Here is a 14,121-nt window from a genome sequence, read left to right as displayed (position 1 = left end):
CGTCTAAGATATGGCTAGAAAAAGCCCATTTTGTTAAATTTAAAAAACCATCGTGTAGAGTACTTCTTATTCTTTTTTACTTTACCATCAGTACCACTATGAAATACGTTCATACCAATATTATCAGCAAAGACTGGAAAACATTAGCTAGTTTTTACATTCAAGTATTTGATTGCAAATTATTATTGCCTCAACGTAACCTATCAGGGAACTGGTTGTCTCAAGGTACTGCTGTTGTCAATGCACAAATCAAAGGGGCACATTTACGACTCCCTGGTTATGGAAAAGATGGCCCAACCTTAGAGATTTTTGAGTACCACAAAATGGAAGAACAGCCTGTGCAATTATCCAATAGAAAAGGCTTTGGACACCTTGCATTTGAAGTTGATAATATACAAAAAGTGCTTGATAAGGCGTTGGACTTTGGTGGGCAAATTTATGGTCAAATCGGAACACATCCCATTGAGGGCTTAGGGATGCTTTCTTTTGTCTATCTTAAAGATCCAGAAGGGAATATTATTGAGCTACAAAATTGGGACAAAACCGAGCTACCTGTTCAGCATAAAACGCTAGAACAGCCCGTTTCTGAGGATCGTTTAACAACAGATAAACAGGATTCTGTAGAGGAAGTAAATGAAGTGCCTTCAACCGTTTCAAATGCATTAGAAATTGAAGAAACAACAGTTCCAAAAACTAAACGAGCTTTATTGGACGAATTGCAAAATGATTTAGACCATTCTAGACAAGATATTTATGCCACAAAAGCAGAAATTAAACAGTCGAAAGAAGCCGCAAAAGAGCAGGTCAAAAAAACAAAGCAACAATTAAACTATGACCCTGCTTCTGAATTAACTATTCCCAAAACCAAAAAAGAATTATTGGCTGAATTAAAGGATGAAATGCAGCTTTCAGAAGACACTTCATCTATCGTACATTCAACAAGTCAGTCCCCCAATTCAAATCAAAAAATAACGCCTGTTGTTAAAATAGAATTACCTACATTGCCACCCAAACTTCGTATAGAGATTAAAACCGCTGAAGCAACAACAGTGCTTGCCTTAGAGGAGCAACAACTAAGTCAACCTAAAGATAACATCGCTAAAAATCTACAGGCATTGACGAATACTCAGCATCCAATAGAAACTGAAAAACGTTTTATTGAGTCTATTGGTCATGCATACAAAGCAGATTTAGTCCCTTTACAAAAACAATACAGCGATCACAACAACGAACAAGAGAATAAGCAAGCTTGGGCACTAGTGCCTAGGTTGCGAGATAGCCTGCAACATCTATTGGGCAAATGTAAAACGGACCCCAAAGTGCTTTCTGAGGCCAACTTAGAACAGATTGATCTGAGTCCCCAAGACTTTGTCACCACGTACCAGAATTTATTAACCATCACGTTAGCTGCTGAAAAGGCGGGAGCCACCCATCTTCGACTTTCTTATTTCTAAAAGAATTTTGCTTTTTGGCAGCTTCTATCGTTCCTATTCTATAGGCTTGTCAAAGCGCCAAGAATTCACTCTAAATCATTTTATTTATGGCTTACAACGAACAACTAGCAGAACGAATTGAGCAAATTCTAAAAGAAAAAAATATCGTTTATTATACCAAAAAGATGTTTGGGGGGCTTTGTATAATGGTGGACGATAAAATGTGCTTGGGGATCATCAAGGAAGAACTAATGGCTAGAATTGGTCCCGATGCTTATCCCGAAGCACTTCAAAAAGAATATTGCAAAGAAATGAATTTTACGGGACGCTCTATGAAAGGCTATGTCTACATAGAACCCGATGGGCTTGATATGGATGAAGAATTGGACTATTGGATTCAAAAGTGCCTTGATTTTAATCCCTTTGCCAAAGCATCCAAGAAGAGCACAAAAAAGTAACTTTTGTGAGTATATCGAGCGTATTATTACCTTATAATAGGCATAAAATACGCTTCCTTTTATTCCAATTTAATAAATACTGGCTTCTCCCTCCTATTCAAAATACCTCTAATTTTATTGCGCTAAATCACAAAAAGCAGTGCAAAAATCGTACCTTTGCAGCAAACTTACAAGACAGCTCTCCTTACAACAAATAGTCTCATGCTATCTTGTTTATATTATAAAAGCTGTCTCCAATAAATGCTTATATACTAAGAAGGTAAGTTGGTAGATAAAATCTGTACACTATCAGTTTGTCCACCTACTGATTTCTAGGAAAAAAACTATCATATTATGGAACAAGTCGCACCTTATCAAGCCAAACACAAAATCCGTATGGTTACTGCTGCTGCATTGTTTGATGGGCATGATGCTGCCATCAATATTATGCGTAGAATTATGCAACGCTCTGGCGCAGAAATTATCCATTTGGGTCACAATCGTTCGGTACAAGAAATTGTAGATACTGCTATTCAAGAAGATGTACAGGGGATTGCTATTACCTCCTATCAGGGAGGGCACAACGAGTATTTCAAATATATGTATGATTTACTCAAAGAGCAAGGTGCAGGACACATCAAAATTTTTGGTGGCGGTGGCGGTACCATCTTACCGACTGAGATCCAAGAGCTACACGATTATGGTATTGCTCGCATCTATTCGCCAGATGATGGTCGTGCAATGGGGCTTCAAGGCATGATTAATGACCTTCTAACACAGTGTGATTTTGCTACTGGTCAAAATATAAATGGCGAACTCAACGATTTTAAACAAAAAAATAAATATTCCATTGCTCGTTTAATTTCTGCTGCTGAAAATACAGGAGAAAAAGCGGATGCTTGGTTAGAAGAAATTAGAGAGCAAGCTCCTACCAAAAAGGTTCCTGTACTGGGGATCACGGGTACAGGTGGTGCAGGAAAATCAAGCTTGGTGGACGAATTGGTTCGTCGCTTTTTGACAGATTTTGAAGATAAAACAATTGCAGTGGTTTCTGTAGATCCATCTAAGCGAAAAACAGGTGGTGCGCTACTAGGAGATCGTATTCGCATGAATGCCATTAAGAATGAGCGAGTATATATGCGTTCCTTGGCCACTCGCCAATCCAATCTTTCTATTTCTAAATATATTGCCGATGCGGTTGATATTCTAAAAGCGGCTGAATATGATCTTATTATTTTAGAAACTTCTGGAATTGGTCAATCGGATACTGCTATTACCGATTTTTCGGATATGTCTCTTTATGTTATGACACCTGAATATGGTGCTGCTTCTCAATTAGAGAAAATTGACATGTTGGACTTTGCAGATGTTATTGCGCTCAATAAGTTTGACAAACGTGGCGCCTTAGATGCTTTGCGAGATGTCAAAAAGCAATATAAACGCAACCACAATCTTTGGGAAGCTAAAGACGAGGAATTACCTGTATTCGGTACTATTGCGTCTCAATTCAATGATCCTGGTATGAATCAGCTTTATCGTGCTATTATTGATACGATTGTAGAACGTACACAGGCTGATCTTGTTTCTTCCTTTGAAATTACCAAAGGAATGAGCGAAAAAATTTACATTATTCCTCCCAAGCGTACCCGCTATTTGGCAGAAATTGCAGAAAGTATTCGCAATTACAACGAAAAAACAGAGCAACAGGCAGAGGTTGCTGGGAAATTGTACGGCATCAAAAAGACCTTAGAAGTCTTAGAAGATCAAGGACAAACAGGTAGTAATGTCTTGGAAGCCGTTCAGAAGGCTTATGAAGAAGTAGAATTGGATTTGGATGGGCAAAACAAAAAAGTACTTAACAACTGGGAAGATAAGGTAAAGGCTTACGCTTCGGATGAGTTTGTGTATTTGGTTCGAAACAAAGAAATTCGTGTTCCCACCTTTACCACCTCGCTTTCACATACTAAGATTCCTCGTGTTGCTACTCCAAAATACAAGAGTTGGGGAGAAATTCTAAAATGGGTATTGCAAGAAAACTTCCCTGGTGAATTTCCTTACACCGCTGGAGTTTTCCCTTTCAAACGCAAAGGTGAAGATCCTACCCGTATGTTTGCAGGAGAAGGTAACCCAGAACGTACCAATAGACGTTTTCATTACGTATCGTTGGGTATGCCTGCCCATCGTTTGTCTACTGCTTTTGATTCGGTAACCTTGTATGGTGACGATCCTGATTATCGTCCTGATATTTATGGAAAAGTTGGGAACTCAGGGGTTAATATCTGTTGTTTGGACGATGCTAAAAAGCTCTATTCTGGCTTTGACTTGTGCGCACCAACGACCTCTGTGTCAATGACTATTAATGGTCCTGCTGCTGCCATGTGTTCTTTCTTTATGAACGCAGCGATCGATCAGCAATGTGAGATTTATATCAAAGAGCATGGTTTAGAGCATTTGGTTGCTGCCAAGAAAAAAGAAAAATACGAAGACAAAGGCTTAGACTGTCCTACTTATTTGGGGGACTTACCAGAAGGAAACAATGGCTTAGGGTTAATGTTATTGGGCTTGACAGGAGATGAAATTTTGGCACCTGAAGTTTATGCAGAACTCAAACAAAAAGCGTTGTCCTCTGTTCGTGGAACAGTACAGGCTGATATTTTGAAAGAAGATCAAGCGCAAAATACCTGTATTTTTTCTACTGAATTTTCGCTCCGTTTGATGGGAGATGTACAGCAGTACTTTATTGATAAAAATGTGCGTAACTTTTATTCGGTTTCTATTTCTGGCTATCATATTGCTGAGGCTGGAGCAAACCCAATTTCTCAATTGGCATTCACTTTAGCGAATGGCTTCACCTTTGTTGAATATTACCTATCTAGAGGAATGGACATCAACAAGTTTGCGCCCAACCTTTCTTTCTTTTTCTCCAATGGTGTAGATCCTGAATATGCTGTTATTGGGCGAGTTGCTCGACGCATTTGGGCCAAAGCGATGCGAGAAAAATATGGAGCAAATGCTCGTTCTCAAAAATTAAAATACCATATCCAAACTTCTGGACGTTCTTTGCATGCACAAGAAATTTCTTTTAATGATATTAGAACAACTTTGCAAGCATTGTATGCGATTTATGATAATTGTAACTCACTACATACCAATGCTTACGATGAGGCCATCACTACCCCTACAGAGGAGTCGGTTCGTCGTGCAATGGCCATCCAGTTGATTATCAATCACGAATTTGGATTAGCCAAAAATGAAAATCCAATGCAAGGTTCTTTTATCACCGAAGAATTGACGGATTTGGTAGAGGAAGCTATTATGATGGAATTTGATAGAATTACAGAGCGTGGTGGTGTACTTGGTGCCATGGAAACCATGTATCAACGAGGTAAAATTCAAGAAGAGAGCCTTTATTATGAAACGCTCAAACATACTGGAGAATTTCCAATTATTGGGGTGAATACCTTTTTGTCTAAAGAGGGCTCTCCTACCATTATTCCCGATGAAGTAATTCGAGCAACAAAGGCAGAAAAAGAGGCACAGATTAAAACATTAACCAATTTAAAAGGTGCCAATGAAAATACAAATACGGCTGCTTTAGTTCGTTTACAAAAAGCTGCAATCAATAACGAAAACTTATTTGAAGAACTAATGGAAGCCGCTAAGTGCTGCTCTTTAGGACAAATTACAACTGCTTTGTATGAAGTGGGTGGGCAATATCGTAGAAATATGTAAATGCCTTTGTTTTTAAGCCATAGAAAGCTGCTAGAGAATATATTTTCTAGCGGCTTTTTTAATTAATGGATAAACGACTCAATAAAGTATCGCTCTCCACACTTTTTTCGACAATATTGGTATTTATAGATTTCATGCTCTATATAAGTGGTAGCCTGTATCGTTTTTAATTTAGGTTTTCGATCTAGCCTGCTTCCCTTTGAACTAAATAACACACAGCGATAATTTAATTGGTTACCCGACTTAGGTAAATCAAAGTTCACTTTTTGCTGTACTTCAACAAAACCAACCAAATACTGAGCAAAGGTATACCCTGCTTTTGCTTGACGATGCCAATCGTCTTGATTCCCTGATTTCAGCTCAATTGGAAAAATGTAGGTCGTTAATGTTTTATCTTGATTTTCCAATTCACAAAACATTAAATAATCAACCTTTTTTCTCAAATTCTTTAACGCACCTTTCTTGTAGATAGATTTTTCCTTTTCTATTAAAAAAGGATGAATAGCATCTCCTTCCAAATCGGTGTCCAGTACTAAAACCTGTTTGATTCTGTTCGTTTTTTGCAAGGTTACATTTCTACAAGTACTCCCCGATGAAGATTCTGATAAGGTAATTAGACTTTTATTATCCGCATGAATATAACGATCATCAACAACCGCTCTAAGAACATCTATAATTGAACTCATTCTTCCTCTTGTTGATTAAATAACGAATAATAAATGTGTTCACTCGAATAAGCTAGCTTATCTAATTCGGTATCAATAGTTGCCACATCAAAGCCCATTTCATCGACCTCTAACTCTTGGATGGTATGATTGTTAAAGAAATAGACCCCTAAGTCCGTCTTATTAAGATAAGAGGTTTCGTCGTAACCATCCTTAGCCAGATCATTTAATAAGGCTTTTTTGATTTCAGGTTTTGCATTGGCTTTGCTGAGCATCACCAAGTTGTTGAGTTCTTTTATAATATAGTCGCTGTGCGTACTTAAGATGACCTTAAAACCTTTATTCACTGCCTTGGCAACAACTCTTGCAATAATTCGCTGATTATTGGGATGCAAATTCACCTCTGGTTCATCAATAATAATGGTATCTCCTTCTTTTGCCAAGTGCCTAAAGTAGAGCACCAAACCAGATAACGATTTAACCAAAGAAGAAGAGATATGAATTTCTATTGGCTCTTTCATTCCCCTTGGCGTATAATTAATATCTCCAAAGGAAGAAACCGAAATATTTCCTTCCATTAACATTTGTTGGATTTCATTGGCAAAATCCTTATAAGCGCCCTCCTTTTTAACGGTGTCTCTTAAATCATTAATAAAATAGATGTAATCATTTATTGCTTGTGGATAATTGGTTTTTAAGCCTTCTTTGCCTTTCAGAAAGTTTTTGAGCAATTGGTCATCTACATTAGATTTGAGCATTAGTCTCCTAATTTGATCTTGCTCTCTTGACTTGCGTTCTACTTCATCATTACTCAGCATCGTTAACGCCAATCTTTCTGTAGGGAAAAAATGAACGATTGGACCAATTATCTCATTGATTAGTTGAGCGAAAAAGATGCCTGAAAAATTGCGAAAAAAATGTTTAGCTTCTGAATGCTGCCCAACTTTTTGATAGATAAGATGCTCTCCTTTTATCCGAATTCCTAACCCTTCTGTAGCAGCATCTACCCCCTTCCCTTCTTCAAATTTATTGCGAATTTGGTCTATCATTACATCTTCTAACTGAGGCAAATCAATCGTGGCATTAATTTTATTAGAAGAAAAATAATTGGTTATATTTTCATTCATGTATTTAGTGAGATAAGCTGCAATTTTCCCACAGTCTTTAATCAATACTTCTTTTAAATTAATGTAGCTGTAACCGTCCTTATCCACGCCTAAATCCGTGTCACTTAGTTTAAAAAAATCAAAGGCATATTGATTTTTTCCACTATCTGCCCAAAAACCATAAATCAAATAAGAAATATACGATTTTCCAGAATTATTAGGCCCTACCAATACGGTTAGCCCTTTATCTAAAGCAATAGACCCTTCTTTTATTGTTCCTAGATTTTGAACAGCTATTTTCATATTTGAATGGATGCATTTTGATAAAAGAATTACATTAAATACTAAGGTAACACTTTATTATAAAAGTCAAACACTGTTAAAATCTTATTTAGCTGTTCTTGGCATCCCATAACTCATTAGCTTCACTTTATTCTAGTATTTTATGGAAAATAATCTAAGATACTTCACTTCAATACTTTAAAAAAATCAAGCAGGGCATTAACATTTTCTACTAACAGAAGCTTTATTCAAGCTTGATAATATCAAGAAAAAAAATGTAACTTTGCTGCCTATTTATAATATATTTCTAATAGGATTTATATTAATTGATTCATTTGTTCTCACAATCCCAAAAAATGAGAATTAAAAAACACAAAAAATGAAAATACGATCAAAAGCATCCATGCTGCTAACTTCTTTTTGCATGCTTTCTGCTTCACTGACACATGGTCAAACAACATTGCCCAACAACGGTTTTGAAAACTGGCAGAATGTCGGTTCAAATACAGAAGAGCCCACCAACTGGAATGGCAACAAAACAGGGGGCGGTTTTGCCAATCTAGGGCCTCAAACCTGTTTCCGTGAATCAACAAATCCTCATACGGGTACTTATTGTTTAAAATTAGAAAACGCTAGTTTCTTTGGTACTCCTGTTAATGCAACGGCTACAACAGGAAAAATCGAAGCTCCATCGACTTCTCCTGCCGATGGATATATTCACACCATTACAGCAGATCCTAATTTTAGTTCTACCTTTACGGCTCGTCCTGATAGCTTAGTAGGTTGGTTTAAATTTGATCAATCTGGTTCAGATGTTGGGCGAATCCAAGCTGTTTTGCACGGTAATTTTGATGTATCCAATCCAGATCAAGGCGGTTCTGCTGCTCACATCATTGCAGATGCTACATTTGATTTACCAACAGGAAACACCACCGCTTGGACACGTTTTTCTGTCCCATTTAACTACAGCAACGGGGCGGTACCTACCCACGTATTGTTGATTGCTACCGCTAGTTCTACAGTAGGTAGCGCTAGTATTGGTACCACACTTTGGATCGATGATTTGGATGTTGTGTATTGCACTCCACCTACTGATACTCTAACAGAGGTAGCTTGCGATAGCTATACTTCTCCTAGTGGAAACCACACTTGGATGAGCAGTGGTACTTACCAAGACACCATCGTTGGAGCAGCAGGTAGTTGCGACAGTATCTATACCATTAACTTAACGATTAACACGGTAGATACTTCTGTTTCTACAACGAGTACTATGCTAACTGCTAATGCTAGCAATGCCTCTTATCAATGGGTAGATTGCAATAATGGAAATAGTCCAATTGCAGGAGATACTAGTGCTAGTTTTAGCCCTACAGTTAATGGCAATTATGCCGTACAAATAACTCAAAATGGTTGTACTGCTATGTCTTCTTGCTATAACTTTGTATTATCAAGTCTTAACCAATTGGCATTTGACAATAGCTTAGTAGCTTATCCTAATCCTACTACAGGACACTTTAATATCGACTTAGGAGCAAGTTACAACCAAGTTGCTGTGAATATTACAGATATTAATGGCAGAATGGTTTACAACAAAGTCTATAACCAACAACAATTGGTAGAATTAGATTTGGAAGGTCCTAGTGGCGTTTATTTTGTTTCGATTACTTCTGAAACAAAACAAGCTGTTATCAAATTGATCAAACAATAAGCAGTTATTTTCTACTAAAAAGACAAGAATACGCTTAATCATTTTAGCAATGGTTAGGCGTATTTTTTTGGTTTACACTTTAGTGTTTTTATAAACAGAAAAAATGTCCGATTACCTCTTAGATGATGAGCAAGATGAATTACTCAATGCTTCTTCCGAAGATATTCTCTGGGAAGGCGCTGCGAGTTCACTTGCTTTTGCAATTGCAGGAAGAATCACAACTTATCATCAGGTTGTTTTGCATCTTTCAGCTATTCCTGTTTTTTTTAACATATATAAACAGAATAGCATAATAATTCATATATTAATATTAGTTATTGCACTTTTTTTATTATTCTTGCCTGCTATGGTAAGAAGATACCGAGAAAAATTATATCCCAGTAAAGGGAAATATAGCACTACTCATTATTATATTCTGAAAAAAGGAATTTATATAAGAGAAGTAAATTGGGTCTTACAATTCAACAACCATTTTATTCCATTTAAACAAATTCAACGAATTGAAGTTGGTAATCAAAAAAAACAGTTGGGTGATATTACCATTTTTACGGAAACACCTGCTTCCTTTTCTACCTATAATTATGAAAAAAATCAAGTTCAATTCCCCCCCACCCTTAATCGCATTCAAGAGGTCAAAAAAGTCGCTCAAATTATTCAACAAAATATAGAAACCATATGAAAGATGCTCAATTATTCGCTAAAGAATGGATTTCGGCATGGAATTCACACGATTTAAATGAAATACTAAAGTACTATAGCGAAGAGGTAGAAATTATAACACCTATGATAAAAATCGCATTGGGCTTAGACGAAGGCTCCTTAAAAGGCAAAGCAAAGGTTGCCGATTACTGGGGCAAAGCACTCAATACCATTCCTGATTTACATTTTGAATTACTTGAAGTAACCCAAAGTATCAATTCAATTGCTTTATATTATAAATCTGTCTTGGATAAAAATTCTATCCAACTTATGTTTTTTGATGCCGATGGCTTAATCAATAAATGCATTATACACTATACGCTATAAAACAAAACAATAGACCAATGTTTTTATATTGGTCTATTTGTTACTAAAAAGGGCAACAACCGTTGTTTATCTCACTCCAATACGGTATATCATCCTCATGCTAAAAAAGTTAAACTGGGAAGCCTACTCAGGGGCAAACCGAATGGTTATTATTGAGCACATCAAAGAACTTATTGATACGCATCATGGCTGTATTATTCATTTTAATAGATTCTCTGATTTAGCATTAAGTTTAAGTATTGAAGTCCCTGAAAATCAAATTGCAGCACTGCACAAGAAATTTCAACACATCCTACAAATCTCAGAACTCGATACTAGTAACATTGATTTATCCACTGAAAGAGAATGGCTAATCTTTATGCATCTTTCGTTTAGCAAAGGCAAGGGGAATGCTAAATTGGACATTCCAAATGTTCCTGGTTAAAATTTCCCTGCCACTATTCAAAGCCTAGCCGTCTTTCGTTTTATTTTTCAGTATAAAAACTGTAATTTTGTTCGGAGAAACACTATCTATTATTTCCATTATTGCCCGTAAAATCGTCTAGTATTTTAGACGAATAGATCCTGCACGATGGAGAATTCATGTATCCCAATATTATATTTCCAATGAATAAGTTTGATCGTGTTATTTCCACCCTAATCCTTTTACAGACCAAAAAAGTCATCAAGGCAGCCACCATTTCTGATCGGTTTGGAATTAGTCTACGAACCGTTTATCGAGATATTAGTACCCTCAAAAATGCAGGAATACCCATTATTGGAGATCCTGGTGTTGGTTATTCAATCATGGAAGGCTATCGCCTCCCTCCCATTATGTTTAATGAAGAAGAGGCTTCTGCCTTGCTAACTGCTGAGAAATTCATTGGCACGATAGCGGATCATACCATTCAGCAGCATTACTCGAATGCCATGACAAAAATCAAAGCCACACTCAGAAGCACAGATAAGCAATCGCTTGCTGTTCTGGATGACTCTATTGCTTTTTCTAGTTATAAACATTGGGAAAACAAGGCTTACCTCCAAGATTTATTTAAAAGTATTGCTTCTAAGTTGCTCATTTATATCCAATATCAAAAAGCAGATGGCACTCCTTCGGAGCGAAAATTAGAACCTATTGGCTGTTATCATCACAACAATTGGTATTTGGTTGCTTTCTGCCAGTTAAAAAACGACTATCGAACCTTTAAAATGAATCGCATTACTCAATTGCAATTGCTCGATCAATCGTTTGAAGATAGGCACATTAGCTTACAAACTTATATTGATCGCCAAAATGAAGCCTGGAAAGCACAACAACAATTTATTAGCATGGAAATTTTATTTAATAAATCGATTCTCCAATATGCTGAAAGTCGGAAGTATTATTTTGGTTTTGTAGAACAAATAGATCAGGGAGAAGCCGTTTATATGAAATTTTTAAATTCTTCTATTGAGATTGTTGCTCGTTGGTTAATACAGTTTAGCAACCAAGCTACTGTTATCAGCCCCCTAGCCTTAAAAGATAGATTAAAGGAGCTGACCAAAGAGCTTTATGAACATTATCACTAATCTATTAGCTTTATTTTTCTGCTAAAAATCAACTTAAGTAACTAATTTGGGTTCTTTGATAAATCGTGTGGTAAACACTAAAAAAGGGTAAACTTTTAACTACTTTTTTTAGTAGAAAGTTATATCGTAAGTCGTATGCTTAGTTCCTGTAAATACAGGACATACGACTTACGACCTATAACTTATAACAAAAGTAGTAATAAGCAGACAAGGTAGTTTACGATTCCACACCATTTATCAAAGAACCATAATTTTTATCTAAAATAAATTTTCCCCTACTGACATACTGTTGTCATGGTGCTACTTTACTTTTGTGATACAATCAAATATTTAATTATTCATTTCAAAACTTATCATCACAATGACCACACAAGAAGTAGCCAATAGACTAGTAGAATTATGTCGTGAAGGCAATTATGACCAAGCAATTAAAGAATTGTACGCTCCTGATATTGTAAGTGTTGAACCAGAAGGAACACCCAACCGAATTGTAAAAGGTTTGGAAGCCATTGCAAAAAAAGGAGAACAGTTTCAGAGCATGTTAGAGAAAGTAAATTCTAATGTTGTATCAGATCCTGTTGTCGCTGAAAACTTCTTTTCTTGTGCCATGTTACTAAATGTCAATATGAAAGGAGTACCTGTACCTGTTGACATGCACGAAATTTGTGTTTATACCGTTAACAATGGCAAAGTGGTAAGAGAAGAATTCTTCCACACACCACAAAAACAAGAAGCTTAATTAGAGATACTCAAACTTAAGCAGCATTGATTATACATTCCTAATCATTCGTTCTGCTTAGTTACTTAACATATACTTAGCGATAAGAGTCCGTTCAATATAACGGGCTCTTATTTTTTATAAGATTATTTGATCCACCATTTTTTATAAAAAAATACTCCTCCTAACAAGCCCAAACTATTAAATAGCAAATCCAGTACTTCTTTATTTCGCCCTGTAATGTAGGTAAATTGTAAATATTCTATCCCTACTCCTAATACTGTTCCGATAAGTAAAACAAATCCCCAAGAAGCCCCTTCCCCCAAAACAGTATATTGCACAGAAAAAAGCAATAGAAGAATCGCTAAAATAGCATAGGCTAAAAAATGCCCTAACTTATCCCATCTCCAAATCTTACTTGCTAGACGTTCCAATGCTGTTGGTTGAATGCAATGTTCTCCTATTCCCCCTTCTTTATAAGGCATATAATCCCCTTTTGGAAATTTAATAACCGTTTCTTTATCACAAATCAAAATACCACCTTCACGATAAGGAGTATCAAATGGTTTGTTGTTGCTATGATTAAAAAATGAATTGGCACTTTTGTATTGCCTCCTTTTTCCATTTTCTAAACGATAAACAATAGGATCATTTGCTATTTTAAAATTATCTCCTTCTTTGGGAGACAGCCCCATGCTAATTTCTCCTGTTTGCGTATCTTCAGGTAGTCTAGGACTTAGAGACCCTACGATAATTAGTAACAGATGCCCTCCCAAAAAAAGTAAGCTATTTTTTTGAATAAAGTTGGATAGTTGTCCCTTCATTATACCTCTTCTAATAAACCAAATTGGACTAAATGATGCCGTGCATGTGCATAATGATTCCATTCCCATTCCTCAAAATTCAACATTCCTATAGCAGGGTGCATGGTCTTTTTTTCTTTATCTGTCTCAAAAAATGCATAAAATTGGACGACCAAATCATTTAGCACCTTTATGGCTGCTTTTAAGGATGGAAAACGCAAAGGTTGCAGTTGCTCCATATTGGGTAACTTAATATTTTTCCGAAAAGGCTGCTTATCCCGAATCAGATAGTTATAATTTCGCTCTAGCTTTTCTTTATCAAAAAAACTTACGCCTTTGATTTTTTCAATTGTAAATAAAAATAAAGAACTTAGATGTTCAACCATGTGCTGTGCTGACATAATTCCCCATTGAGGATTGGCATCAACACTAAGCGCATCTAGTTTTTGGAATAAGGTTTCTTTTAAAAATTGCTCTTGCTTGTTCATCTTCTATTGGTTTGGTAGAAAAATTCTACAATTTAGTGTGTGGTTTATTGGAGATATTAACAATATAAGTAATTTCTATAGAACTTTACTCATCATTTATTCTCAACTCTAGCTACGGAAAAAAATCTATACAGTTATCAGAAAAATACAACCTTTAAAGAAGTACAAACATTCT

General features: G+C 36.2%; 13 protein-coding genes. 9 read left to right on the top strand and 4 right to left on the bottom strand.

All coding sequences use genetic code 11. The features are described from left to right. Positions 1 to 98: 98 nt before the first annotated feature. The 3 genes from AsAng_RS00950 (at position 99) to AsAng_RS00940 (ending at position 5,602) form a co-directional block, all read left to right on the top strand. On the top strand, positions 99 to 1,454 hold the full coding sequence (locus AsAng_RS00950) for a VOC family protein (protein WP_264790893.1): 1,356 nt from the start codon (positions 99 to 101) through the stop codon (positions 1,452 to 1,454). Between the two features lie 86 nt (positions 1,455 to 1,540). Continuing rightward, on the top strand, positions 1,541 to 1,891 hold the full coding sequence (locus tag AsAng_RS00945; RefSeq protein ID WP_264790892.1) for a TfoX/Sxy family protein: 351 nt from the start codon (positions 1,541 to 1,543) through the stop codon (positions 1,889 to 1,891). A 333-nt stretch (positions 1,892 to 2,224) separates the two neighbouring features. Then, positions 2,225 to 5,602: a methylmalonyl-CoA mutase family protein gene (locus tag AsAng_RS00940; protein WP_264790891.1), complete on the top strand. Its 3,378-nt coding sequence runs from the start codon at positions 2,225 to 2,227 to the stop codon at positions 5,600 to 5,602. A gap of 62 nt (positions 5,603 to 5,664) precedes the next feature. Here the strand turns inward: AsAng_RS00940 and AsAng_RS00935 are convergent, their stop codons facing one another. Continuing rightward, the gene (locus AsAng_RS00935) at positions 5,665 to 6,288 is read right to left on the bottom strand and encodes a hypothetical protein (RefSeq protein WP_264790890.1); all 624 of its coding nucleotides are present in this window, start codon (positions 6,286 to 6,288) and stop codon (positions 5,665 to 5,667) included. Next, on the bottom strand, positions 6,285 to 7,676 hold the full coding sequence (locus tag AsAng_RS00930) for an ATP-binding protein (RefSeq protein ID WP_264790889.1): 1,392 nt from the start codon (positions 7,674 to 7,676) through the stop codon (positions 6,285 to 6,287). The genes AsAng_RS00935 and AsAng_RS00930 overlap by 4 nt, the downstream gene beginning before the upstream one ends. A 358-nt stretch (positions 7,677 to 8,034) precedes the next feature. Here AsAng_RS00930 and AsAng_RS00925 point away from each other — a divergent pair, with 358 nt between their 5' ends. The 6 genes from AsAng_RS00925 (at position 8,035) to AsAng_RS00900 (ending at position 12,676) form a co-directional block, all read left to right on the top strand. Further along, complete coding sequence (locus AsAng_RS00925; protein ID WP_264790888.1) at positions 8,035 to 9,363, top strand: T9SS type A sorting domain-containing protein; 1,329 nt, start codon at positions 8,035 to 8,037, stop codon at positions 9,361 to 9,363. A 103-nt stretch (positions 9,364 to 9,466) separates the two neighbouring features. Further along, the gene (locus AsAng_RS00920; RefSeq protein WP_264790887.1) at positions 9,467 to 10,042 is read left to right on the top strand and encodes a hypothetical protein; all 576 of its coding nucleotides are present in this window, start codon (positions 9,467 to 9,469) and stop codon (positions 10,040 to 10,042) included. Next, the gene (locus AsAng_RS00915; RefSeq protein ID WP_264790886.1) at positions 10,039 to 10,389 is read left to right on the top strand and encodes a nuclear transport factor 2 family protein; all 351 of its coding nucleotides are present in this window, start codon (positions 10,039 to 10,041) and stop codon (positions 10,387 to 10,389) included. Before AsAng_RS00920 ends, AsAng_RS00915 begins: the two co-directional genes overlap by 4 nt. A 97-nt stretch (positions 10,390 to 10,486) precedes the next feature. Then, positions 10,487 to 10,813, top strand: a complete 327-nt coding sequence (locus AsAng_RS00910) for a hypothetical protein (RefSeq protein WP_264790885.1) — start codon at positions 10,487 to 10,489, stop codon at positions 10,811 to 10,813. Positions 10,814 to 10,995: 182 nt separating this feature from the next. After that, entirely contained in the window at positions 10,996 to 11,937 is a 942-nt protein-coding gene (locus tag AsAng_RS00905) for a helix-turn-helix transcriptional regulator (RefSeq protein ID WP_264790884.1), read from the top strand. Positions 11,938 to 12,298: 361 nt separating this feature from the next. Then, positions 12,299 to 12,676 carry a nuclear transport factor 2 family protein gene (locus AsAng_RS00900; protein ID WP_264790883.1) on the top strand — a complete coding sequence of 126 codons (378 nt, stop codon included), beginning with the start codon at positions 12,299 to 12,301 and terminating at the stop codon, positions 12,674 to 12,676. A 125-nt stretch (positions 12,677 to 12,801) separates the two neighbouring features. Here AsAng_RS00900 and AsAng_RS00895 read toward each other — a convergent pair whose 3' ends face one another. Beyond that, the gene (locus AsAng_RS00895; RefSeq protein ID WP_264790882.1) at positions 12,802 to 13,479 is read right to left on the bottom strand and encodes a VanZ family protein; all 678 of its coding nucleotides are present in this window, start codon (positions 13,477 to 13,479) and stop codon (positions 12,802 to 12,804) included. Then, entirely contained in the window at positions 13,479 to 13,946 is a 468-nt protein-coding gene (locus AsAng_RS00890) for a DinB family protein (protein WP_264790881.1), read from the bottom strand. Before AsAng_RS00890 ends, AsAng_RS00895 begins: the two co-directional genes overlap by 1 nt. Positions 13,947 to 14,121: the final 175 nt, after the last annotated feature.

It is taken from the genome of Aureispira anguillae, from assembly GCF_026000115.1.
Lineage (GTDB): Bacteria > Bacteroidota > Bacteroidia > Chitinophagales > Saprospiraceae > Aureispira > Aureispira anguillae.
This window is presented reverse-complemented; position numbering and strand designations above follow the sequence as displayed.